Source organism: Acidobacteriota bacterium, assembly GCA_016712445.1.
GTDB lineage: Bacteria > Pseudomonadota > Alphaproteobacteria > Caulobacterales > Hyphomonadaceae > Hyphomonas.
In genome coordinates this window covers 194,238-216,617 of the sequence record JADJRB010000002.1, presented here as the reverse complement: position 1 = coordinate 216,617, position 22,380 = coordinate 194,238, and the positions used below count along the sequence as shown (strand labels likewise).

19 protein-coding genes are annotated in these 22,380 nt (G+C 63.4%); 11 read left to right on the top strand and 8 right to left on the bottom strand.

The genetic code is table 11. The features are described from left to right. Positions 1-110 precede the first annotated feature (110 nt). The 3 genes from IPK75_13990 to IPK75_13980 all read right to left on the bottom strand — a co-directional run bounded on the left by IPK75_13990 (position 111) and on the right by IPK75_13980 (position 4,766). Entirely contained in the window at positions 111-1,646 is a 1,536-nt protein-coding gene (locus IPK75_13990; protein MBK8199460.1) for an amidase, read from the bottom strand. 415 nt (positions 1,647-2,061) lie between these two features. Then, a complete protein-coding gene (gene ettA, locus IPK75_13985; protein ID MBK8199459.1) occupies positions 2,062-3,726 on the bottom strand; it encodes an energy-dependent translational throttle protein EttA in 1,665 nt (554 codons plus the stop codon). Positions 3,727-3,833: 107 nt separating this feature from the next. After that, the gene (locus tag IPK75_13980) at positions 3,834-4,766 is read right to left on the bottom strand and encodes an MBL fold metallo-hydrolase (GenBank protein ID MBK8199458.1); all 933 of its coding nucleotides are present in this window, start codon (positions 4,764-4,766) and stop codon (positions 3,834-3,836) included. Between the two features lie 235 nt (positions 4,767-5,001). Here IPK75_13980 and IPK75_13975 point away from each other — a divergent pair, with 235 nt between their 5' ends. The 5 genes from IPK75_13975 to IPK75_13955 all read left to right on the top strand — a co-directional run bounded on the left by IPK75_13975 (position 5,002) and on the right by IPK75_13955 (position 11,644). Further along, the gene (locus IPK75_13975; protein ID MBK8199457.1) at positions 5,002-7,284 is read left to right on the top strand and encodes a S9 family peptidase; all 2,283 of its coding nucleotides are present in this window, start codon (positions 5,002-5,004) and stop codon (positions 7,282-7,284) included. Continuing rightward, complete coding sequence (locus IPK75_13970) at positions 7,284-7,706, top strand: DUF1330 domain-containing protein (GenBank protein ID MBK8199456.1); 423 nt, start codon at positions 7,284-7,286, stop codon at positions 7,704-7,706. Before IPK75_13975 ends, IPK75_13970 begins: the two co-directional genes overlap by 1 nt. Then, positions 7,703-8,698, top strand: coding sequence for a glutathione S-transferase family protein (locus IPK75_13965; protein ID MBK8199455.1), 996 nt, complete (start codon positions 7,703-7,705; stop codon positions 8,696-8,698). The genes IPK75_13970 and IPK75_13965 overlap by 4 nt, the downstream gene beginning before the upstream one ends. Further along, positions 8,691-9,797 (top strand): cystathionine gamma-lyase, encoded by a 1,107-nt coding sequence (locus tag IPK75_13960; protein MBK8199454.1) that lies wholly within the window; start codon positions 8,691-8,693, stop codon positions 9,795-9,797. Before IPK75_13965 ends, IPK75_13960 begins: the two co-directional genes overlap by 8 nt. Positions 9,798-9,910: 113 nt before the next feature. Next, positions 9,911-11,644, top strand: a complete 1,734-nt coding sequence (locus IPK75_13955) for a carboxylesterase family protein (protein MBK8199453.1) — start codon at positions 9,911-9,913, stop codon at positions 11,642-11,644. Here the strand turns inward: IPK75_13955 and IPK75_13950 are convergent. After that, entirely contained in the window at positions 11,630-12,097 is a 468-nt protein-coding gene (locus IPK75_13950) for a GAF domain-containing protein (GenBank protein MBK8199452.1), read from the bottom strand. The two genes, IPK75_13955 and IPK75_13950, sit on opposite strands and share 15 nt — an antisense overlap. Before the next feature lie 138 nt (positions 12,098-12,235). On the opposite strand from IPK75_13950, the gene IPK75_13945 reads away from it, so the two are divergent. The 6 genes from IPK75_13945 to IPK75_13920 all read left to right on the top strand — a co-directional run bounded on the left by IPK75_13945 (position 12,236) and on the right by IPK75_13920 (position 18,451). Further along, a complete protein-coding gene (locus IPK75_13945) occupies positions 12,236-13,036 on the top strand; it encodes a DUF4129 domain-containing protein (protein MBK8199451.1) in 801 nt (266 codons plus the stop codon). Beyond that, a complete protein-coding gene (locus IPK75_13940) occupies positions 13,033-14,259 on the top strand; it encodes a hypothetical protein (protein ID MBK8199450.1) in 1,227 nt (408 codons plus the stop codon). The genes IPK75_13945 and IPK75_13940 overlap by 4 nt, the downstream gene beginning before the upstream one ends. Next, the gene (locus IPK75_13935; GenBank protein MBK8199449.1) at positions 14,246-15,202 is read left to right on the top strand and encodes a MoxR family ATPase; all 957 of its coding nucleotides are present in this window, start codon (positions 14,246-14,248) and stop codon (positions 15,200-15,202) included. The genes IPK75_13940 and IPK75_13935 overlap by 14 nt, the downstream gene beginning before the upstream one ends. Further along, the gene (locus IPK75_13930) at positions 15,199-16,512 is read left to right on the top strand and encodes a DUF58 domain-containing protein (GenBank protein MBK8199448.1); all 1,314 of its coding nucleotides are present in this window, start codon (positions 15,199-15,201) and stop codon (positions 16,510-16,512) included. Before IPK75_13935 ends, IPK75_13930 begins: the two co-directional genes overlap by 4 nt. Beyond that, positions 16,509-17,510, top strand: a complete 1,002-nt coding sequence (locus IPK75_13925) for a stage II sporulation protein M (protein ID MBK8199447.1) — start codon at positions 16,509-16,511, stop codon at positions 17,508-17,510. Before IPK75_13930 ends, IPK75_13925 begins: the two co-directional genes overlap by 4 nt. A gap of 71 nt (positions 17,511-17,581) precedes the next feature. Then, the gene (locus IPK75_13920; GenBank protein ID MBK8199446.1) at positions 17,582-18,451 is read left to right on the top strand and encodes an RDD family protein; all 870 of its coding nucleotides are present in this window, start codon (positions 17,582-17,584) and stop codon (positions 18,449-18,451) included. A gap of 3 nt (positions 18,452-18,454) precedes the next feature. Here IPK75_13920 and IPK75_13915 read toward each other — a convergent pair whose 3' ends face one another. The 4 genes from IPK75_13915 to IPK75_13900 form a co-directional block, all read right to left on the bottom strand. Next, the gene (locus IPK75_13915) at positions 18,455-19,543 is read right to left on the bottom strand and encodes a glycosyltransferase family 2 protein (GenBank protein ID MBK8199445.1); all 1,089 of its coding nucleotides are present in this window, start codon (positions 19,541-19,543) and stop codon (positions 18,455-18,457) included. A gap of 30 nt (positions 19,544-19,573) precedes the next feature. Then, on the bottom strand, positions 19,574-20,581 hold the full coding sequence (gene galE, locus IPK75_13910; protein ID MBK8199444.1) for a UDP-glucose 4-epimerase GalE: 1,008 nt from the start codon (positions 20,579-20,581) through the stop codon (positions 19,574-19,576). Between the two features lie 126 nt (positions 20,582-20,707). After that, positions 20,708-20,911 (bottom strand): hypothetical protein, encoded by a 204-nt coding sequence (locus tag IPK75_13905; protein MBK8199443.1) that lies wholly within the window; start codon positions 20,909-20,911, stop codon positions 20,708-20,710. A gap of 281 nt (positions 20,912-21,192) precedes the next feature. Next, a complete protein-coding gene (locus IPK75_13900; GenBank protein MBK8199442.1) occupies positions 21,193-22,335 on the bottom strand; it encodes a glycosyl transferase in 1,143 nt (380 codons plus the stop codon). Positions 22,336-22,380 lie beyond the last annotated feature (45 nt).

Genomic DNA, 22,380 nt, shown 5'->3' with positions numbered 1-22,380 from the left:
CGCCTCCCCTCAAGTGAGGGCAAAAATGACCGGAGTGCGCCCCGGAACGCAAGGCTTTTGTGTTCCCGCGCAGCCGATTCTCGACTGATTCGCGTGGGAGGGGTCGAAGCCTACTTCAGCATCGCCTCAGCTATCTCTGGCCTATCCTCTGCCGAATTGAGGAATTGCGGTTCGACTCGCTTCAACGTGGCCTGTTCGTATGCATATCCGTAGGCGAGCATCGTAGCGTCCGTGTCCTTCGCCCCCATGAACGACAGGCCGATCGGGATACCGTGAACCGACCCCATCGGCACGGTCAGGTGCGGATAGCCCGCGATCGCCGCAGCCCAGCCTGCCCCCGCCCATTCGGGCCAGACGTCTCCATTCACCGCATCCACCCGCGGCGCAACCGGACCAGACGGCGCCACGAGAACCGACACGCCATAGTCTGCCAAAAGCTTGTCTATGCCATTCTCACGCGTTGCGGACTGAACGGTGCGCAGGGCCTCAAGATATGCTTCATCCGTAAGCGGACCAAGCGCCTCAGAGGCCTCAAAGATATCCTGCCCGAACAGCGCAAGTTCCTGCTGGCTGTTCTGCCTGTTGAACGCAATGACGTCGGCCAATGAACGAGAAGCGACGGATGCCGGCGCACCCGCAAGGTAAGCATTCAGGCTGGCCTTGAACTCGTATTCCAGCACAAGCAGCGATTTGGGCCAGAAATCGTCCGGCACCTCGAATTTTTCGATCTCGACCAGCACCGCCCCCTGCGCTTCCAGCGCCGCGAGCGCGTCATCAAAGGCGGCGATGATCGCGGGGTTCGTGCCCTGCGCACTCCTCAGCACGCCGACGTGTACGCCCTGAAGCGAGGACCGAGACAGCCCCGCCGCATAGGGGCCGCCGGCAGGATCCATTGCGTCCATCATCATGGCGGCACCCGTGACGGTCTTGGTCATCGGGCCGGCCGTATCCTGGCTCGGCGAGATCGGTACGATCCCAGCTTGCGGAATGCGGCCGACAGTGGGTTTGAACCCGACAAGGCCGTTGACGTTGGCCGGACAGATGATCGAGCCGTTCGTCTCGGTTCCGACGCCGCCCGCTGAAAGCGAGGCTGCCACTGCAGCGCCCGTGCCCGAGCTCGAACCACACGGCGAGCGGTCCAGCATGTGCGGATTGCGGACCTGTCCGCCTACGGAGGACCAGCCGCTGATCGATTGGTTGGAGCGGAAGTTGGCCCATTGGCTGAGATTGGTCTTGCCAAGGATGACCGCGCCTTGACCGCGCAGGCTGGCAACGAGAGGGCTGTCGCGGCCTGTGTCATTCATCGCGAGTGCAAGTGAACCGGCCGTGGTCGGCATCGGATCGAGCGTCTCGATATTGTCTTTGAGCAGAATCGGGACGCCGTCCAGCGGCCCCAAGGACTGCCCCTGCGCGCGACGACCATCGCTCGCCGTAGCCTGATCGAGCGCGTCAGGGTTCAGGGCGAGGATGGATTGCAGGCGCGGGCCGGCCCGGTCAATTGCCGCAATCCGGTCGAGATACGCTTGTGTCAACTCGGCAGAAGTGACCTCACCGCGCGACAGCGCTTCACCGAGTTCGGGAAGCGTCATCACGGTCCAGCCCGTGGCAACGTATGATTTGGGCTCTTCGCACCGCACGAGGTTCATGACGGGGCCGCCTTCACCCTGGTCCCAGATCAGCGTGTTGTCCGAAGACGCCGTCAGGAGGAAATCCTGCGCCGCGCCACCTTCCGTACAAGTTGCAGTGAGCCGTGTGCTGCCGGCGCCAAGCGGGCTTGAAGAAACCAGCGCGCAGGCCTCGCCTCCTGCCGTTACGCCGGCTTTTGTCACGACAAGCGCCGGCGCTGCACAAAGCGCAGTCGAAGTGGCCCAGACGCCCTCTACCGTGCCTGCCACCGGCGTCGGCGAGGACTGACACGCCGCAAGCGCCGCGATTGCGAGAGCAGTTCTAAAAAGCGAACGCATGGCGCATCTCCCGAATTCAGGAGTCACGGTAACGGTGTTGGCTCTTGGAGCAAGGCCTCTCCGCGCTCTCCGACTCGCCGGAGAGCGCGGAGACGGTTCAGCGACCGAACTTCTTGAACTTCAGGCGCTTCGGGTTGACGGCGTCTTCGCCAAGCCGGCGCTTTTTGTCTTCGAGATAGGACGAGAAATCGCCCTCGAACCATTCGACATGGCTGTCGCCTTCGAAGGCGAGGATGTGCGTGGCCATGCGGTCGAGGAACCAGCGGTCGTGCGAGATGATCACGGCGCAGCCCGGGAAGTTGTCGAGACCTTCTTCCAGGGCCTGCAGGGTTTCCACGTCAAGGTCGTTGGTCGGCTCGTCAAGCAGGAGCAGGTTGTGGCTGCCGCGCAGCATCTTGGCGAGGTGGACGCGGTTGCGTTCACCGCCGGACAGGATGCCGACTTTCTTCTGCTGGTCAGTGCCCTTGAAGTTGAAGGCGCCGACATAGGCGCGCGACATGACGGTGACGCCGCCAAGGTCGATGACATCCGTGCCGCCCGAGATTTCCTCCCAGACGTTCTTGTTCGGATCGAGCTTGTCGCGGCTCTGGTCGACATAGCCGATTTTCACCGTTTCGCCGACGCGCATCGCGCCGCTGTCCGGCTTCTCCTGACCCAGGATCATCTTGAACAGCGTCGACTTGCCGGCGCCGTTCGGCCCAATGACGCCGACGATCCCGCCGGGCGGCAGTTTGAAATCGAGGTCTTCGATCAGCACGTTGTCGCCAAACGCCTTGCTGAGGCCTTCCGCTTCCAGCACGACGCCGCCGAGGCGCGGACCGGGCGGAATGCGGATCTGCGAAGTCATCACCTTCTCGCGCTCGGCTTCGGCCGCCATCTTTTCGTAGGCGTTGATACGGGCTTTAGACTTTGCCTGACGCGCTTTCTGGCCGGAGCGGACCCATTCGAGTTCCTTCGCAAGGGTGCGCTTGCGGCCAACATCTTCGCGCGCCTCCTGCTCCATGCGCTTGGCCTTCTGCTCCACCCAGCCGGAATAGTTGCCCTGGAAGGGCACACCGCGGCCGCGGTCGAGTTCGAGGATCCAGCTGGTGATATCGTCGAGGAAGTAACGGTCGTGGGTGACGAGAATGACGCAGCCGGGGAAGTTGATCAGGTAATTCTGGAGCCAGGCGACGGTTTCGGCGTCGAGGTGGTTGGTCGGTTCGTCCATCAGGATCATGTCAGGCTTGGACAGCAGCAGCTGGCAGATCGCGACGCGGCGGATTTCACCGCCCGACAGCTTGGTCACGTCGGCGTCATTGTCCGGGCAGCGCAAGGCGTTCATCGCCATCTCGATCTTCGAATCGATGTCCCAGGCGTTGGCCGCGTCGATCTTCTCCTGCAACGCCGTCATCTGCTCCATCAGCTCGTCGGTGTATTCCTCGCCGAGCTTTTCCGAGATGGCGTTGAACTGGTCGACCATCATCTTTTCGGGGCAGGTCGCGGCGATGTTTTCGAACACGTTTTTCGCCGGATCGAGCCGCGGCTCCTGCGGCAGGTAGCCGACCTTGATGCCTTCGGCGGCCCAGGCCTCGCCGACAAAGTCCTTGTCGACGCCTGCCATGATGCGCAGCAGGGTCGATTTACCCGAGCCGTTGACGCCCACGACGCCGATCTTGGCATCCGGCAGGAAGTTCAGGTGGATGTTCTCGAACACCTTCTTGCCGCCGGGATAGGCCTTGGTCAGGCCTTGCATGTGAAAGACGAACTGGGGACCGGCCATGGGCGGAGGTTCCTTTGCAGGCAGGGAAAACGGGGTCAGCGCGCGATGTGGCGCGGCGCGGAGCGAAGATCAAGCGAGAAGGTGAGGTCTGCAGCGACCGAAGTCGCTCAGCCGCCAAAGTCTTTCGCCAGCTTTCCCTCGGCAATCAGCGTTTCAACAAGGCGCCGGTCATGTGCCGGCACGATAACCAGCCCCGGCTCCGCCTGTTTCAGATCATGAAGGGCTCGCAACTGGGCCCGGGTGCGCGTGCGATCCTCGGGTGGATCGAAAAACAGCAGGTTCAACAGCTGAGGCCGGGTGGTGAGATCGTCGATGTTGGACATGTTCCAGGCAATGTCGCCGATGAAGAGGTATTCCGTGCCGTCGGCCGCCTGCACGTAGAACATCTCGGACCCCGGCGAATGGCCCGCCATCGGGATCGCCACTAGCCCGGCGTCCAGACGCACAGGCTGGGTACGCGCCTCCAGCGGAAGACTGGCGTAAGCTTCAGGCACCTCGCCGCTGCGCGCAAACTGGCCGAGGACGGCCCGCTGGGTTGGCGTGATGCCGAGATGCGGCGCCACCGCCGCCGGGTCCGGATGGCGCGCGAGGCCCATCACATGATCGAGATGCTCGTGCGTCACCACAACCAGGCTGGCGCGCTCCATGGCGTCGAGCATCACCGTATAGGCATCCGGATCGAACCCGGACTCGGGCGCCTGGCTCATTTCCTCGAGTGTCTCGGCGTCCACGGCCGTGTCGATGATCGCCGTGCGGCCAGGCCAGGAAAGCTCGACTGAACCGAAGCTCATCTGCACAGGGTCGGCGAACCGGCCTGCCTGCACCGCAAAGCTGGGAAATTCGGCGTGGCCAACTTCAAGCCAGCCGACTCGGGACGGCCCCTGCCCGGCATCGCCGGCGACGAGGGCGCGCCATTCGGAAACATCCATCAGGCCGGGCGCAGTGGCGGGCGCCCGCGCCCCGGCGAACAGGAACCACCAGCCTGCCGCGAGCAGCAGGAACAACAACACGGCGAGGCCATTCAGAATCCAGCGCAACATGATGTGCCTCCCCCGGATTGTCTGTTTGCGTCAGGAAAGCACGCGCCGGCCCAGGTTGGAAAGAAAATTCGCTGCCATGTGCGGTGTCTGACCGCCGCGCCGCGAGGTGACATCGGCGGAATCGCGGCTACAGTCCGGCGCCATGCTTCGCCGCCTTCTCATAGCTGCCGCAGCACTCGCCTTCCTGCCGGCCTGCCTGAGCTCGGCCGACCCCGCCCTCACGCCCCGGACCGACATGCCCGCGCCTGCCAAGCTGACTCTCGAACGCCTCTACGCCTCGCCCGCCCTGTCAGGCCCAAGCCCGCGCGGCGTGAAATTCTCGCCCGATGGCAAAAGGGTCACGTTCCTGAAACCGCGTGCCAGTGAACAGAACCGGTTCGACCTCTGGCAATTCGACGTTGCAACGGGCAAGGCCTCGCTTCTGGTGGACTCCATCCTCATCGACCCCGCCGACGCGGAACTCGCCGAAGCCGAGAAGGCCATGCGCGAGCGCAAGCGGATCGCGGGAACGCGCGGCATCGCTGACTATGACTGGGGCACGGACGACACCCTCCTGGTGCCGGCGGGCGGCGATCTGTATCTCGTGACCCTTGGCAGCAGCGGTCCCGAGGTCCGCCGCCTGACCGAGACTCCCACCTTCGAATATGACGCGCGCATTTCGCCGAACGGCACCTACGCGAGTTTCATCCGCGATGGCGCGCTCTATGCCATCACGTTAGCCACGGGCGCCGAGCGCCGCCTGACGCCGCTTGCTGATCCGGACAAGGCAATCAGCTATGGCGTCGCCGAATTTGTGGCTCAAGAAGAGATGGACCGCTACACGGGATACTGGTGGAGCCCGGACGAGCGGTACGTCGCCTACACACGCGTCGATGAAAGCGGCGTCGATATTATTCCCCGCTTCGACATCGCAGCGGATGAAGTGACGGTCGTCAACCAGCGTTACCCGCGCGCCGGACGCCCGAATGCGGTGGTCGACCTCTTCGTCCTCGATCTAAAAGGCGGCGCGCCTGTCGAAGTGAATTGGCGCGAACCGGAATGGGGCCTTGCCTCCGATCAATACCTGGCCCGGGTAAACTGGTCCCGCGCATCGCTGCACCTGCAGGCGATCAACCGCGCACAGACCGTCATCCTCCACAAGTCAGCGATCCTTGAGCGCAAATGGCAGACGATCGAAACACAGCGCGAGACCCAGCCGCACTGGGTCAACATCGGCGAGCTTTGGCAGACTGTCCCCGGCGGCCGCTACGGCCTGACTTCAAACGAAGAGTCCGGCTTCAAGCAATTGGTTGCGAGTACCGACGAGGGCACCGTCACTATCGGTGGCGACGACTGGGCAATTGACGAACTGAAATTTGCCAGCGGCCAGGACCGGCGCGTCTACTTCACCGGCTTCAGGGATACGCCGCTGGAGCGGCACCTTTACGTCGAGCGATTGAGCTGGACAAACGATGAAGTCGAAAAGCGCGGCGCGAAGAGACTTCCGGATACAAACTGCATCGACCTGACACCCAGATCCGCGCGCGCCACGCCCGAGTGTTTCACTCCGGAGCGCATCACGACCGCAGGTTCCAGTTGGACGGTCACCGTGAGCCCGGACGGACAATCCTTTGTCGGCACGTCGTCTTCACCCACGCAGCCGCCGCAAACCGGCCTCTACCGGATCGACGGCTCCCTGATCGCTTGGATCGAAGAAAACAAGCTGGATGCGAACCATCCGTACGCGCCGTATCTCGACCAGCATACCACGCCCGAGTTCGGCACCCTGACGGCCGAAGATGGCCAGATCCTTCACTATTCAATCCAGAAGCCGCGCGACTTCGATCCGTTGAAAAAATACCCCGTGATCGTTGAAGTGTATGGCGGCCCACATGCCCAGACCGTGAACCGGGAATGGGGTCCACTGACCGACGTGTTCTACAATAGTCAGGATTTCATTGTATTCCGGCTGGATAATCGAGGTTCCTGGAATCGTGGCAAGGCATTCGAGGATGTCATCCATCTGAAGATGGGTCAGGCCGAAGTGCGCGACCAGCTGCTTGGCATTGACTGGCTGAAGTCGCAGCCCTTCGTCGACCCCGCCCGCATTGCCGTGCAGGGCTGGAGCTATGGCGGTTACATGACGTTGAGGATGATCCCTGCCGCGCCGCCCGGCACGTTCGCCGCCGCCGTCGCAGGTGCGCCGGTAACGGACTGGTCCCTCTACGATACGTTTTATACGGAGCGCTACATGGGTACGCCGGAAGGCAATCCTGAGGGCTATGCCGCCGGCAGCGTGTTGACCGGCCTCGACAAGCTTTCAACCCCGCTCCTGCTGGTGCACGGGATGGCCGACGACAATGTAACATTCGACAACACGACACGCCTGATGGCGGCGCTTCAGGAACTCGGCAAGACGTTCGATGTGATGACATATCCCGGCCAGCGCCACGGCATTCGCGGCGAAGCACTACAAGTGCACCTGATGCGCACACGGATGGCTTTCCTCATGCGCCACATGAAACCGGAGACCGACTGATGCCTGCCTTCCAGCCGACTGCCGCACAGTTCCGTGCGTTCCGGGATGACCCTCACGCCGGTCCCGTTGCGCAGGTCAACCTGCTCAAGTTTCGCGTCCATGCTGAATACCTGCCGTCGGATCCCGAACACGGCGAATCCATTTCTGGGCGCGACGCCTATCAGCGCTATTCCGAAGCCTTCACCCGGGCGGCAGCAGAAGTCGGTGGCACCACGCTGCTGCTCGGCGATACGGAGCGCTACTTCATTGGCGGCGGCGACTGGGACGCGGTGCTGGTGAACCATTTCCCGACGCGGCAGGCGTTCATCGCAACGCTTAATCACAGGGATTACAAGGACATGTCGCGTCACCGCGAAGCCGGCCTGCTTTGCCAGGACCTGATCGTGACGCGGCCCACCTGGACAAACGGAGCGAAGGTATGAGCGGATACGACATTTACGGTGCGCTCGGCTCGCCCTACTCGCTGAAAGTGCGCGCGGCGTTGCGCGCCAAGCGCCTGCCGCATACATGGACGGGCATGACGGCGGAAGACCGCCAGCATGTGATGCCAAACGTGCGAGCGCAGGTCATACCGGTCATCCGCAAGCCGGATGGCAGCTGGACCAACGATTCCACGCCATTCCTCCTGTCGCTCGAAGACCAGGGACGGGCGCTGGTGCCCGGTTCGCCGGCCCTGCGCTTCGTCTGCCTGCTGATCGAGGACATGGCTGACGAGTGGTTCATGAAAGCGATGTTCCACTATCGCTGGTTCTACGAAGATGACCAGGAATGGTGCGCCAACTGGCTGATGTACGATTCGCTTCCCAATGTTGGCCGGCAGGGCGTCGAGACCGCGGCCGCCACCATCCGGGCACGGCAGATCTCGCGCATGGCCCTCGTTGGCTGCACGCCTGAAACGGCCCCGGTGATCGAAGCGAGCTGGAAACGCACATGCCACGCGCTGGAAGGCATGGCGACTGGTCCCACGCGCTTCCTGTTCGGCGACCGCATTTCGCTAGCCGATATCGCCTTGTACGGTCAATTGAAGGTCATGAGCGTCGACCCGACGCCGATGGCGTGGCTGCGCGCGGAAACGCCTTACCTCTATCGGTGGCTGGATCTGGCCGATGATGCCAGCGGTCTCGATGGCGACTGGTTGCCGGAGGCTGAGGCCCTGTCCTCTGCTCCCGTGCGCGCCTTGCTCCTGCAGGCGGGCGATACCTACCTGCCTTTCCTGAAGGCCAATGCTGACGCACTGGCCGCTGGCGCAGATACATTCAGCGTGACGATCGAGAAAGCGCGCTACGAACAGGGCGTTTTCAAGTATCAGGCGAAGTGCCTCGACACCTTGCGGGCAGAATGGTCTGGCCTCGGCGCCGCCGGCCAGGCCGCCATCGGAGCGATGATCGGCGAAGGAGCCCGCATCCTTGAGTGAACCATACTCCCCAATTGCACGGCTGCTGCACCACCGAACCCAGCGATTGCGCAAGGGCGAGCCCGTGGCGCTGCCCATCGTGGCCTCGTCCACATTTGAACAACCCGGCGATCCGGACGGCACGCACTTTTATGGCCGGAACGGCAATCCGACCGTCGAGGAAGTGGAGGCGGAGCTCTCGATCCTCGAAGACGCCGAGACCTTGCTGTTGCCTTCCGGCATGGCCGCGATCGCCGCCGTGTTCTATGCGCATCTCAAGCCCGGCGACCGGGTGCTGGTCCATTCCGATGGATACTACAATGCGCGGGGCTTGCTCGCAGACCAGTTCGCAGCCCGCGGCGTCGAGGTGAGAACATGCGCCACCGCCCAGTTTGAATCGGTCGATTTCAGCGGCGTGAAGCTTGCGCTGATCGAGACCCCGTCGAACCCGGGCCTTGATGTGTGTGACATTGCAGCGGTTGCCGCGCGCGCGAAGGCGGCCGGTGCCTTGCTGATGGCGGACAACACCACCGCCACCCCGCTGTGCCAGCGCCCGCTTGATCTGGGTGCGGACTTTTCAATCATGGCAGACACCAAGGCGATGGCGGGCCATTCCGACATTCTCGCCGGCCATGTGGCCTGCCGCGATGCGAGCCTAATGGCGCCGGTCAAAACCTGGCGGCGCCTCGCGGGTGCTGTCGTCAGCCCGTTCGACGCGTATCTCCTGCATCGCGGCATGGAGACGCTCGAATTGCGCGTCAGCCGCGCCAACGCGAACGCGATGGCGATTGCGACAGCGCTGTCCGGAGACGCGCGGGTGACGGGCCTGCGCTACCCAGGTCTGGCGGGTGATCCGGCCAACGCAGCCGCCCGGCGGCAGATGAAGGGCTTCGGCCCTATCGTCAGCTTCTGCCTGAAGGACCGCGAAACAGCCGAGGCCTTCATCGCGCGGCATCCGTTGGTAGCCGCTGCGACAAGTTTCGGCGGGGTGCATTCCAGCGCGGAATGCCGGATCCGGTGGGGCGACGCCGTGCCCGCCGGTTTCATCCGCTTTGCCTGCGGTATCGAGCCGGTGGCAGACCTCGTATCCGCGACATTGGCGGCGCTGGACGAAGCATGAAATGCGCCTGCGCAGGGGTTCATGACAGGCGTGTCACGTTGGTATAGTGCTTGCAACCAGGGGCCGGGAACCTGACCATGCGCCGTTTGAGTATAGTTCTTTTCTTTCTGTTGGTGGCCGGGGCCACCTATGGCTGGTTTACCTTGCGCCAGCCGCCGAAGCCGATGGAAATCTCGGAACCCGTCCGGATTCACCAAGGCATCGTCATTGGCGGCATCGACCACGAAAATCCGGCCATCCGCCTGTTCAACGGCATTCCGTACGCCTCCGCCAAGCGCTGGAGCCCGCCGGGTCCGCCGACGCAATGGGGCGCAACATCTCGCGACACGCGCGAATTCGGCGCCGAGTGCATTCAACCCCGCACACGCTACGGAAGTTTCGTAAACCAGATCATTGACGGCATGGGCTTGTCCTTCTTCGACAAGCTCGTCGCGCGGTTCTTCATTTCGGCGCAGGAAACGCCGCCAGAGTCAGAAGACTGCCTGTTCCTGAATGTGCGCACTGCAAACCTGAAAGGCGCTGAAAAGCAGCCGGTCATGGTCTGGATCCATGGCGGCGCCCACCAGTACGGCGCCGGTTCGAGCAGCCTCTACCAGGCGAACGCCCTCGTCGAGAAAGGCGTGGTCCTGGTGACCATCAACTACCGGCTCGGTGCCTTCGGCTACCTTGCGCACCCTGCCCTGACCGAAGAGGCTGGCACGTCTGGAAATTACGGACTGCTGGACCAGGCTGCAGCGCTCGTCTGGGTACGCGACAATATCGCCGCGTTTGGCGGCGATCCCGGCAATGTCACCCTTTTCGGCGAGAGCGCCGGCGCGCAGTCGATATCCGAACTGATGGCCCTGCCCGCGGCCGACGGCCTGTACCACAAGGTGATCCTGCAAAGCGGTGCCAGCACGGGCAACATGCTGCACCTGAAGCGCTCGCCCGTTCCCGGCGTGCTCAGCGCGGAAGACGCCGGTGCCGAGTTCCTCTCGGTGCTCGCGCCGAAGGCAGCGACCGCCAAGGACCTCCGCGCAATTCCGGCAGCCGCCATCGTGTCACGTGCGGATGCGCGTAGCGATCTCAATGGATACTTCCTGCCGGTCGTCGACGGCAGCGTCATGCCCCGGACCATCGGCGCGGCATTCCGCGATGGGGATGTACCCAGCGTACCGATGCTCGCAGGCTACAACGCCGACGAGGGCACGCTGTTCTACGACTCGTTCCAGTCGCCGACCGTGCTCCGTTCACAGATTACCGGCACGCTCGCCGAGCGCGAAGCCGCGCTGGCCGAAGTGTTCGGCCAGAACCCAGCGAAGGCGCTGCAGGCGCTCTACGGCATGGACACGATCGAGACGTGGGACAAGGGCGCGACCGACATGCTCGGCGACGACCTCTTCGGCGTGCACATGCGGTTCATCGCGCGCCAGAATGCGCAATCCGGCGCGCCCACCTACCTCTACCAGTTCACCCGCGTGCCGCCATCGCGCAACCAGACCATCGGCGCCTACCATGCCGCCGAAATCTCGTTCGTTTTCGACAGCCACCTGCCGCTGATGAAGCTGAATGAGTCCGACCGCAAGCTGACCGACCGCATGGTCAGCTATTGGACGAACTTCGCAAAGACCGGAAATCCCAACGGCGAACGGCTCCCCGAATGGCCCGCCACCAGTCCCGAAGGCGATGTCTGGATGGAACTCGGCCCCTCGCCGAAACCCATCGAAGGCCTGCGCGCGCGGAAGCTGGACATTCTTGAAGAAGCGCTCCGTCAGCGGATCGACACTGTTGCCGGCCCGAAGGCTGAGCCGCCCCCCCCGCCCGAGCCCGAGCCCGGCGCGCTGCCAATTCTGCTAGGCGCGGAGTAGCAGGCTGCAGATTTCGGTCAGCCCCGCCTGGTCGATTTCGTCGAAAGCATCATAGTCGGTTGAGTCCACATCCAGCACCCCCGCAAGGTCCCCCTGCGGCGTGAAGACTGGCAGCACGATCTCTGAATTCGACGCCGAATCGCAGGCAATGTGGCCCGGAAACTCGTGAACGTCCGGTACGATGATGGCCTCGCGCGTGGCCGCCACGTGGCCGCACACGCCTTTTCCGAACGGGATCCGCAGACACCCGAGCGTGCCCTGGTAGGGCCCGACGACCAGCTCCCCCGGCTTCAACGGATCGACGAGATAGAAACCGGTCCAGAAGAATCGCGGTTTGAAGGCCAGCGACATCAGGCACGCAGCGGTCGCATAGCGCGCCGTCGTCGAGGTCTCGCCTTCGATCACGCTGGCAATTTCTTCTGCAAGCTGCCGGTACGCCTCTGCCTTGTCCATATCCTGCCCCTCTGCGGTCATGTGCGGCCTGTAACGCCGGATTGCACCTCACCGCAAGTGCCCGTTGAAGCGGGTTGCGTCCTCTGAAATAGTCATTCAGCGGGCAGTCGGTGGAAACGCGAGGAGGGTCGGTCCCTGATGAACAGGTTGAGGACGCTCCTCGGTGTGCTGGCACTCGGCCTGATATCTACGCCCGCGGCATACAGCCAGCAGGCGCACGATGCCCCCGTCATCGACGTACCCGAATGGCCCGGCCCGGACGACGCTGACATAGATTCGACTACCGCCGAGAACACAGACGACGCCCTGGTCACCGATCTTGCCTTGGTCGACCGCGCCCACGCTGCCTATCTCAAGGACAGCGAGTTGCAACTGGTGCGGCCCGAACAGGATATCGACATCCCGCCGCCTAAGCCGCCGCCGAGCTGGCTGAAAGCGATTGCCGACTTCCTCCAGGCGCTTGGCCCGGTATTCCAGTTCGTATTCTGGGCCGCCGTCGTCCTCATTGTGGCCGGACTTCTTTATTTCATTTTTGGAGAGGCGATTCGCCTGCGCTTCGGGGGCCGCCAAAAGAACAAAGTGAAGGCGGAGGACGACGTGCTGCAGGACCTCCGGCCTGACGCGGCCGCCGCCCGCTCGCTGCTGGACGAAGCAGACGCCCTCGCCCGGCAGGGACGGTTCGCGGAAGCTGTCCACCTGCTGCTGTTCCGGTCCATCGAGGACATCCAGGACCGCGTGGAAGGCGGCGTGCCCACGTCACTCACGGCGCGCGAAATTGCCGGCCTCGGCAAGCTGCCCGAACGTGCGAAGCGCGGCCTGAGGCCGATCATCCAGGTCGTCGAGCGCAGCTTTTTCGGCGGCCGGCCGGTTGACGCCGCCGGATGGCAGGAAGCGCGCCAAAGCTATGAAGACTTCGCATTCGGCGAGGGCTGGGCATGACCGGCCGCGCTGATTCAGGTTCGCCGTTCTCGGGACGGGTTGTGGCGATCCTCATCGCCATCGCCGCCGTATCTTTTGGCGCCGTCTTGGTGATGGCAGGCTGGGCGCCGGAACTGCGTGATCGCAACCAGGCCGGCGATCACCCCTACTCTACCTCCGCGCTCGGATACGCAGGTTTCGTTCGCCTGCTGGAGTCGGCCGGTTATCCAGTCGAAATTTCCCGGCTGGAGAGCGACCTTGAAACCCGCTCTTGGGGTCTGATGATCGTCACCTTGCCGGCCTACCGCGACCTGGACACCGTCACGGACCTCCAGTTGCAGGCAACCACGCTCGTCGTGCTGCCCAAATGGGTGGGTCAGACGGACCCCATGGTCCTGACCCAGCAAGTGGATACGCGCTTCCTCGATGCCAGCATCCTGAACGACCAGCTGAAATCGGTCTATCCGCAGGCGGAAGTCTTGCGCGTGGCCACGCCCGTGACGGTCGAAGCGCCGTTCGGAAAAGCGCCGATCAACCCGGATGTTCGCCTGCAGCTCATCAAGGATTCCAGCCTCACGCCGATCATCGCGGTCGGCGAAGGCGCCTTGCTGGCCTATGACGAGACGCGTTCGCTGTACATCCTCAGCGATCCGGACCTGATCAACACATTCGGCCTGGCCGATCGCGACAATGCACGCTTTGCCGTGCAGCTGGTCGATTTCCTCCGATATGTCAGCGACGAGCCGATCCTGCTGGATGCCACCCTGCATGGATTTGTGCGCTCCGAGAACCTTTTGAAGATGATGTTCAGTGTACCGTATATCGGCGTCACACTGGTGGCCTTGGCAGCTGCGCTGCTGCTCGGCTGGTCCGCCGTGATCCGGTTCGGCCCGCCAACGGTCGAGGCCCGGGCGATCTCGCTCGGCAAGCAGGCGCTTGCGGACAATTCCGCAGGCCTGGTCACCATGGCCCGGCGGGAAGCGCGCATGGCGCCGGGCTTCCTCGCGCTCGTGCGCCGCCGCCTGGCCCGCGAAATCGGTGCCCCGCGAACGCTCACCGAGGCGCAGGTGTCGGACATGTTCGACCGGCTCGGACCGGACCCCGAAACCGGCCGCGTTTTTTCACAAATGGAAGCGGAACTGAAACAGCCCGCAACAGGCCGCGAAGACCTGCTCGCCAAGACGCGAGTGCTTTATCGCTGGCGCAAGGATATCATCAGGAGAACACTCAATGAGCGTAGCTGAAATCCGCAACCTTGCGGACCGTATCCGGCATGAAGTGCGAAAGGCCATCATCGGTCAGGACGCGGCGGTCGACCTTCTGCTGGTTGCGTTGTTTTCCTCCGGCCACGTACTTCTGGAAGGGGCGCCGGGCACCGCGAAAACGCTCCTCGCGCAATGCTTCTCCAAGGCCATCTCGCTGGAATTCGGCCGGATCCAGTTCACGCCGGACCTGATGCCGGGGGACGTCCTGGGCACCAACCTGTTCAACTTCCAGACAAACGAGTTCAGCCTCACAAAGGGTCCGATTTTCACCGACATCCTGCTTGCCGACGAAATCAACCGGACCCCGCCGAAGACACAGGCGGCCCTGCTTGAGGCGATGCAGGAGCGCAAGGTGACGATCGATGGGGAAAGCTACCCCTTGAACCCACGCTTCACCGTGATCGCCACGCAGAACCCGATCGAACAGCAAGGCACCTATCCCCTGCCCGAAGCGCAACTTGACCGTTTCCTCTTCAAGCACACCCTCGACTACCCGAGCCGCGAAGAGGAGCTCAGGATCGTCGCGCAGCATGGCACGCGTACCGGCATGAAGACACCTGCTGCCTTCGGCATCCAGGCGGTCATCTCGCCGCCTGAACTCGATGCGGCCGTCGATGCGGTCGCGGCTGTGCGCATCAACGACGACATCATCGCCTATATCGTGGACATCATCCGTGCGACGCGCACGAGCCCGGCGCTGGAAACCGGAGCCAGCCCGCGTGCAGCCGCTGCGCTGGCAACGGCAGCCCGCGCCCGGGCGGCGCTGGATGGCCGCGATTTCGTTATCCCCGATGACGTGAAGACCCTGTCTCTCGCCACACTTCGCCACCGCGTGATCCTGTCGCCGGCAGCCGACATCGAAGGGCGCACCACCGAGGAGACCCTGCAAGGCATCATCGAGCAGACGGCGGCGCCCAGGTGATCTCGCCGACGCTCCGGGCAATCTTCCTGATGCTGCTGGGACTGCCCCTGCTGGTCGCCATAGCGTTGCTGCGCCCGGAGCTCTGGATCCTGTCGGCGGGCTGGATTGCCGGCGTCTGCGGCCTGATCGCGCTCGACACGCTGCTGGCCGCTTCCCTGCGCCACTATGAGGCGAAGGTCACCGTGCCTCCCCTTCTCTATGTGGGCAGCCCCGACGAGATCGCCCTTGATCTCGGCTTCCCGTCCGGTCCTCTGCCGCAACGCCTCGAGATCCAGCTGGAAACCAATGCGCTGATCGGCCCGCTGGCGCCGCAAGGCCTGCGCGGCTGGGACGGACGCAGCCGTCCGTACACGATCAGCGTCACACCCTCACGGCGCGGCGTCGCCCGCATCGTGCGCCTGTGGAGCCGCTGGCAGGGCCCGCTCGGCCTCATACAGAAACGCCACATCGCCCCCTTGGACATTGACGTCCCTGTGACACCCAATGTGCGCTGGGTTCGCGATGAGGCCATCCGCTTGTTCTCCCGCGACGCGGAGTTCGGTATCAAGACACAAATCGAGCGCGGCGACGGCAGCGAGTTCGATGCGCTGCGGGAGTTCGCGTCGGGCATGGACCGGCGCGCCATCGACTGGAAACACTCCGCCCGTCACCGCCACCTGCTCGCCAAGGAGTTCAAGACCGAGCGCAACCACAATATCGTTTTTGCCTTCGACACCGGCCGCCTGATGAGCGAGCCGCTTGGCGGCGTGCCGAAGATCGACCGCGCGGTCACGGCCGGCCTGCTGCTCGCCTATGTCTCTCTGCGCAGCGGCGACCGCACGATGCTCTACGGCTTCTCGGACCGCCCCGGTCTCAACAGCGGCTTCCTCACCGGCACCAGTGCCTTCCCCAAGGCACAAGCCATGGCCTCCGAACTCGACTATTCCGACGACGAAGCAAATTTCACCCTTGCGCTGTCCAGCCTCTCCGGCCGCCTCGAACGTCGCAGCCTGATCATCATCTTCTCGGACTTCGTCGACACGATCTCCGCCGAGCTGATGCTTGAAAACGTCAAACGGCTGACCGATCGCCACCTTGTCCTGTTCGCGACCTTCGAGGATGCCGCCCTGTCGCAGATGGCCGATGCGCCGCCCGACACCGCACAGGACGTCGCCCGCGCGGTCATCGCCGATACGCTCCTCGCCGAACGTGATGTCGTGTTCCGCCGCCTGCAGCGCCTCGGCGTCCAGATCATCGAGACAACGCCCGAACAGTTCGGAGCCGAGCTCGTCTCGCGCTACCTGCAGATCAAGCAGAGGGACATGCTGTGACAGACCTTCTGAAATCCTACCGTTTCCGCGAGGAACGCCAGTCTGACTGGCAGAAACTCGACCTCATCCTCACCAAGGCCGAGAACAACGGCGTACGCAATCTCTCTGACGAACAGATGCTGGCCTTGCCGCGTCTCTATCGCCAGGCGGTCTCATCGCTGTCCGTTGCCCGCTCGATCTCGCTCGACCAGAACGTGATCAACTATCTCGAGAGCCTGTGCACCCGCGCGTACTTCTTCGTCTACGGCGCGCGCACGACACTCGGTGAGCGGATGATGCAGTTCCTGCGCAGGGATTGGCCCGCCGCGGTGAGCAGCTCCCTGCTCGCGACCGTGCTGTCGGCGCTTTTTTTCTTCGGCGGGGCGATGCTCGCCTTCTTCCTCTGCCTGCAGGACATGGACTGGTTCTGGACTTTCAATGGGCATAGCTTCTTCGATGGCCGCAACCCGGACGCCACAGTCGAATACCTGCGCGGCACGATCTACACCGACCCATCAGACCATGGCGATGGCCAGCTGTCTGCTTTCTCCAGCTTCCTGTTCAACAATAATGCCCAGATCGCCTTGTTCGCCTTTGCGCTCGGCTTCGCCTTCGGCATCCCGACGGCCTGGCTGCTGGTCTATAACGGCGTCATGATCGGCTCGATGTATGCCGTGTTCTGGGACAAGGGCCTCGGCTACGAATTTACCGGCTGGCTCATGATCCACGGCGTCACGGAGCTCTCCGCCATCGTGTTGGCCGGCGCAGCCGGCTTCATCATCGGCGGCGCCGTGGCCTTTCCAGGCGGCCACACCCGGCTGGCCTCCGCGCGCCTCGCGGGCCAGCGCGCTGCGACGATCGCCATGGGCTGTGTGCTCATGCTGATCATCGCGGCCATCCTGGAAGGTTTTGGACGCCAGCTGATCAACTCGGATGAAATTCGCTACGCGGTCGCCGGCGGCACACTCGTCTTTTGGCTTGTGTACTTCTACGTTCCCCGCAAGGCACCTTCGGCATGAGCGCCAAGCCGCCCGTCCCCCTGCGCCGGCCAGGCCTATCCATGGAAGCTGCCGTGCAGCGCCGCGCCCGCATGGCCGAGGAAATGCGTCTCGCCAAGATGACGCGGAGGCTGGTGACCCCCGAGGGCGCCGCCATCCAGCTGAAGCTTGCGAGCGCGTCCGAGCGCGCCGGTGCCTTCCTGATCGATGTTGCCATCCAATGGGCCATTGTCATCGCCACGCTGCTCGGTCTCGGCACGATTGCCTCCGCCATGAGCAATGGCGGCGCCAACTTCGCCTTCGCCTTCTGGATGGTGTTTTTCTTCTTTGTGCGGAATTTCTACTACATCTTCTTCGAAATCGGCCAGCGCGCCGCGACACCCGGCAAACGCATCCTCGGCCTGCGCGTCGCCGCACGCGACGGCGGCCGCCTGACTGCGAACTCGGTTCTGGCACGCAACTTCATTCGCGAGATCGAAATCGGCCTGCCTTTCCAGTTCGCCCTGATGGGCGGCGACCAGTTCGGCGCCTGGATGGCCCTGTTCGGTCTGCTCTGGTCCGGCGTTTTCCTGCTTTTCCCGGTCTTCAACAAGGACAAGATGCGCGTCGGCGACCTGATCGCGGGCACATGGGTCATTCGTGCCCCGAAGGCCAAACTGATGGACGACATCACCTCCGCCGCTGCCCGGCCCGAGACGGCGTCGCGCTTTGCCTTCACGCAGGTGCAAACCGATGCCTACGGCATCCATGAGCTTCACGTACTCGAAGACGTGCTTCGCCAATCGACGCAGGAGATAAAGGCGCAGGTCGCGGCCCGCATACGCACCAAGATCAGCTGGACACCGATCGTAGGCGAAACCGATCTGGCATTTCTTGAGGCCTACTACGCCGCGTTGCGCCGCCGGCTCGAACAACGGATGTTGCTGGGCGACCGCAAGACCGACAAGTACGACAGCCGTTAGGCGTCAACCCATCACCAGGCCAAGCCGCCGGCGAGCGGTCCTGCCCGCCGCCGCCAGCCAGGCCGGCCGCGACTTCGGATCCATCTTCCAGCGCAGCAGCTGTCGCCGCGCGCTGCCGGGCAACGCACCCATTGCCGCCCACCACATCCGCCGCGCCACCTTTTGCTTGCCCGTCTCGCCCTCCATGCGCACCGCCAGCGCAAGGCGTACCACCTTTGCGACCGAGTCACCCCCAACCGGATGTTCGTCCGGCGCGAACGAAAGCGATATCAGCCGGTCGTTGAGATGCAGCAGGTCGGCGTCACCCAGATTGTCCGCAAACGGAAGACCAAGATGCGTCGCATGCGCGCGGATGGCAGCGTAGCGGTGAGCGTCATGGTTCAGCCCCTTGCGCGCCCGGGCTCCAAAATCTGTCTGCACCTTCCAGTTCTGCGCCGAGTGCAACCGGTAGGCAGACAACGTCTCGTCAAACGACCTCGTCGCGCCATACAGCGGAATTGCCGAAACAAGATAGCCTTCCGCACTGATCCGGTAGGCCTGTGCGTTGACCGGCATCACTTTCTCAAGCCCGGCGCGTGCGAAGATCAGGCCCGACGTGACGTTGGTGTTGTACCGTCCCTGCTCCCGAAGCTGACGTGAAATGTCGCCATTTCCGAGCGGCACCTGCATCGCGGGATGGATGCCAGCCAGTGTGCCCGCCTCATCCGCGTAGCGCATGCGGTAGTGGTAGATGAGGACGCCAGGCTCATAGTTCGCCAGCGCGCGCTTGAGGCCACCCGGCAACACGAAGTCGTCCGCATCCAGAAAATAGATCAGATCGCCCGTCGCCTGCGCGAAGCCGGCATTGAAGCCTGCGCCTACCCCCTGGTTCACAGGCTGGAAAATCGGCGTGATCCGGTCACCATAAGACAACATCACCTCGCGTGAGTTATCGGTCGAGCAATCGTCCACCACGATCACCTGTGCGCCGACATCCTCTGCCAGAACGCTGTCGATCGCTGCGGGCAGGTAGCGCGCATAGTTGAAGCAGCCGATGATCACGGTCAGCTTCGGCGCTGCGCCGGCTCTAGCGTCTTGTGCAACCTCCGCCATCGGATGTTCTCCTGCGCCTGGCGCGCTTGCTCAGCTGTGCTCGTGCTCGGCAGGCGCGTTTTCCCAGTCGGCCTGATGCCAGGCGAGTGCCGTCCGGATGATATTGTCGATGCCGGAGCGGGTCGCTGTCCAGCCAAGTTCCCGCGCCGCTTTGTCAGGAAGCGCAATGAGTTTGCCGGGATCGCCCGGGCGCCGGTCGCCATATTTCCGCGGGACCTTGCGGTTGGTCGCGCGCTCCACCGCCGCCACGACTTCTCCAACGCTTGTGCCGCGGCCGGTGCCAAGATTGTAGGCCGTCGATGCAGCGCCCTTCTCGAGCGCGTTCAGCGCGCGCAGGTGGGCGTCGGCCAGATCCTCGACATGGATATAATCCCGGATGGCTGTGCCGTCCGGCGTATCGAAATCGCTTCCGAGAATGGTGAATTCGTATCCCTCATCATACGCCCCCTTGAGCGCCAGAGGAATGACGTGGGTCTCGCACGCGTGTCGCTCGCCGGTCAGGCCATCGCGGTCCGCACCGGCGGCATTGAAATAACGCAGCGGGATCGACCGGATGCCATGCGCCGCGTCGTAGTCCTTGAGGATACGTTCGACCATCAGCTTCGACCAGCCATACGGATTGATCGGACTCTGTGGATGCTGCTCATCGATCGTGTCGGCATGCGCGTGTCCGAACGTGGCACATGTCGACGAAAAGATCAGGTAGCCCGCGCCGTGCTTGCGCATGGCTTCCAGCAGATTAAGCGTCGCAAGCGTGTTGTTGCGGTAGTAGATTGCGGGTTCACGGACAGATTCCGCCACCAGCGCCGAACCGGCAAAATGCGCCACTGCGTCCGGCTTCACTTTCGCAAAGGCAGCATCGAGATCGTCCGGGTTCTGCAGGTCGCCAACGATCAGCGGCCCCCATTTCACGAGATCGCGCCAGCCGGTCGAGAGATTGTCGAATACGGTGACGTCCCAGCCCGCCTCGGCAAAAGCCCGGCAACAATGACTGCCGACATAACCGGCGCCGCCGGTAACCAACAACTTTCCTGGCATCGTGACCTCTCAACCGCGAAACATGCTCGGCCGCGCACGGTGAACGTGCCGGCCACTTCCTATTGTTGTATGCAAAAGATGGTCCGCGCGGAACGAATTAACCGCTTGGGCTGGACCCCGTCGAAGCTAGCCGAAGATCGAAACCGCAGCCCAGATGATAGCGGCCCAGAGACCCGCGCTCAGACCGATGATCGTGACGAGACGAACCCAGACGGGCCACTTGCCTTCAGTGCAATCGCTCATGAGGGAATAGTCCGCCCGTGCAGGCATCCTGGCATTGGTCGAGAAAACGCGGCTATCGGCAGGGATCATCGGTTCGGAACTCGGCATCGAGGAGCATTTAAGCGGTCAAGACTTAACGCGAAGTTTAAGCGGATACGCGGCCGGTACTGTAACGTGAAAGGATTACTAGCCGTGGAATCCGGCACAATTCCGGCAACTGTCAGGCGAATCCGGCTCCGCTATCACGACAGCGGCCTGACGCTCGGCCGGCGCGCGGCGCATGCATTGAAGCATAACGGATTTTGGTGTTCCAACGCGCCGGCGGACAGGTCCATGAAAATTGCGAAACGCGCACCGGCACGCGCTTTTCAGCCTGGAAACCTGCCGATTCAGCCCGCCGTCGGCGCCTTTTGAGGCAACAACTCCGCAAAGATGCGCGCAAGGAATCCGCGCGGCTGGATGAAAACCCAATCCGGCAAGGCCGCCAGCGCCGCGGCGCAGGTGCCAATCGGTGTGCGATCGGCGAGCAGAGCTGTGACCAGCGCCGGAAGCGTCTCGTCCAGCGGCTCGCCGAGGATCAGTCCGCAGCCGTGTCCCTCGAGCCAGGCGGCCGTCTCCGTGCCCGCCGGTGCGATTGACGGCGTGCAGTAGTAGCCGCCCTCATAGATCCTGTTCGGCAACAGCCAGACCGAATTGTAGCCGGCTTCCATGAAGTCGCCCGCCCACACGACATCCAGCGCTTCATAAATGCCTGCAAGGTCTTCCGGCGACCGGTAACGTCCGAAGAACGTCATGTTGGGCCGCGCGTCGATCAAAGGTTCGAACACCGGGATCTCGGTGCGCGCCGGCACGCCGTGCAGACGAATCTCGACCGTGTCAGGAAACCGGTCCGCCAACTGACAAAGCAGCTCGAACGAGCGCTGGCACCGAAGGTTGCCGACCCACCCGATCCGCAGCTTGCCTGAAGGCCGGACGTGGGCAGATTTCCGTTCGCCATAATCCGCGCCGGGCGCGAGACGGTTTTCGACAAGAAACGCCTTGTACGTACCCGGATAATGTTTTTCGAAATGATTGCGCAGGAAGCCGGGCGAGGAAACCACAAGTCCTGCCGACCGCTTCAGGAGCCAGCCTTCCAGAGCGCGCATCGCCGCCCCGATCGCATCAGGCCGCGTCAACAGGCGGTGCACGTCAAGGCTTTCGTAGATCACCGGCGTATCCAGCTTCGCATGACGCTTCGCCAGGAAGGCGCAGGCGAGCATGTCGAGATTGCGGGCGTAGATCACATCGGCCGCAGCGAGGATGTCGCGCGCCGCAGCGGCCCGTTTCGCACCGGCGAATACTTGCTGGATGCGCTGGATGAATGCGCCATCTCGCGTCTCGCCGAGATCGATGTTCTGCCAGCCCACCCGCCCCGGATCGCGCCGGCGCATCATGAAGCCGGTCACTCCGAGGCCGTCATCGAGGAAGCCCTGCACCCGGCGGCGCACGGCCGCGTCGGCGGCGTCGTGACCGAAGAATGCAATACGGGTCATCAGGCTCCCCCCATCCTGGCGCGCCGAAACGGCGCCGCCCCGGTG

What these genes read in the sequence shown, in the direction of transcription:
- IPK75_13980 (MBK8199458.1), bottom strand. Translation starts at nt 4,766, where the DNA reads ATGTTGCGCTGGATTCTGAATGGCCTCGCCGTGTTGTTGTTCCTGCTG.
- galE (MBK8199444.1), bottom strand. Translation starts at nt 20,581, where the DNA reads ATGCCAGGAAAGTTGTTGGTTACCGGCGGCGCCGGTTATGTCGGCAGT.
- IPK75_13975 (MBK8199457.1), top strand. Translation starts at nt 5,002, where the DNA reads ATGCCCGCGCCTGCCAAGCTGACTCTCGAACGCCTCTACGCCTCGCCC.
- IPK75_13945 (MBK8199451.1), top strand. Translation starts at nt 12,236, where the DNA reads ATGAACAGGTTGAGGACGCTCCTCGGTGTGCTGGCACTCGGCCTGATA.
- IPK75_13950 (MBK8199452.1), bottom strand. Translation starts at nt 12,097, where the DNA reads ATGGACAAGGCAGAGGCGTACCGGCAGCTTGCAGAAGAAATTGCCAGC.
- IPK75_13990 (MBK8199460.1), bottom strand. Translation starts at nt 1,646, where the DNA reads ATGAACCTCGTGCGGTGCGAAGAGCCCAAATCATACGTTGCCACGGGC.
- IPK75_13965 (MBK8199455.1), top strand. Translation starts at nt 7,703, where the DNA reads ATGAGCGGATACGACATTTACGGTGCGCTCGGCTCGCCCTACTCGCTG.
- IPK75_13900 (MBK8199442.1), bottom strand. Translation starts at nt 22,335, where the DNA reads ATGACCCGTATTGCATTCTTCGGTCACGACGCCGCCGACGCGGCCGTG.
- IPK75_13915 (MBK8199445.1), bottom strand. Translation starts at nt 19,543, where the DNA reads ATGGCGGAGGTTGCACAAGACGCTAGAGCCGGCGCAGCGCCGAAGCTG.
- IPK75_13940 (MBK8199450.1), top strand. Translation starts at nt 13,033, where the DNA reads ATGACCGGCCGCGCTGATTCAGGTTCGCCGTTCTCGGGACGGGTTGTG.
- IPK75_13905 (MBK8199443.1), bottom strand. Translation starts at nt 20,911, where the DNA reads ATGCCGAGTTCCGAACCGATGATCCCTGCCGATAGCCGCGTTTTCTCG.
- IPK75_13970 (MBK8199456.1), top strand. Translation starts at nt 7,284, where the DNA reads ATGCCTGCCTTCCAGCCGACTGCCGCACAGTTCCGTGCGTTCCGGGAT.
- IPK75_13935 (MBK8199449.1), top strand. Translation starts at nt 14,246, where the DNA reads ATGAGCGTAGCTGAAATCCGCAACCTTGCGGACCGTATCCGGCATGAA.
- IPK75_13920 (MBK8199446.1), top strand. Translation starts at nt 17,582, where the DNA reads ATGGCCGAGGAAATGCGTCTCGCCAAGATGACGCGGAGGCTGGTGACC.
- ettA (MBK8199459.1), bottom strand. Translation starts at nt 3,726, where the DNA reads ATGGCCGGTCCCCAGTTCGTCTTTCACATGCAAGGCCTGACCAAGGCC.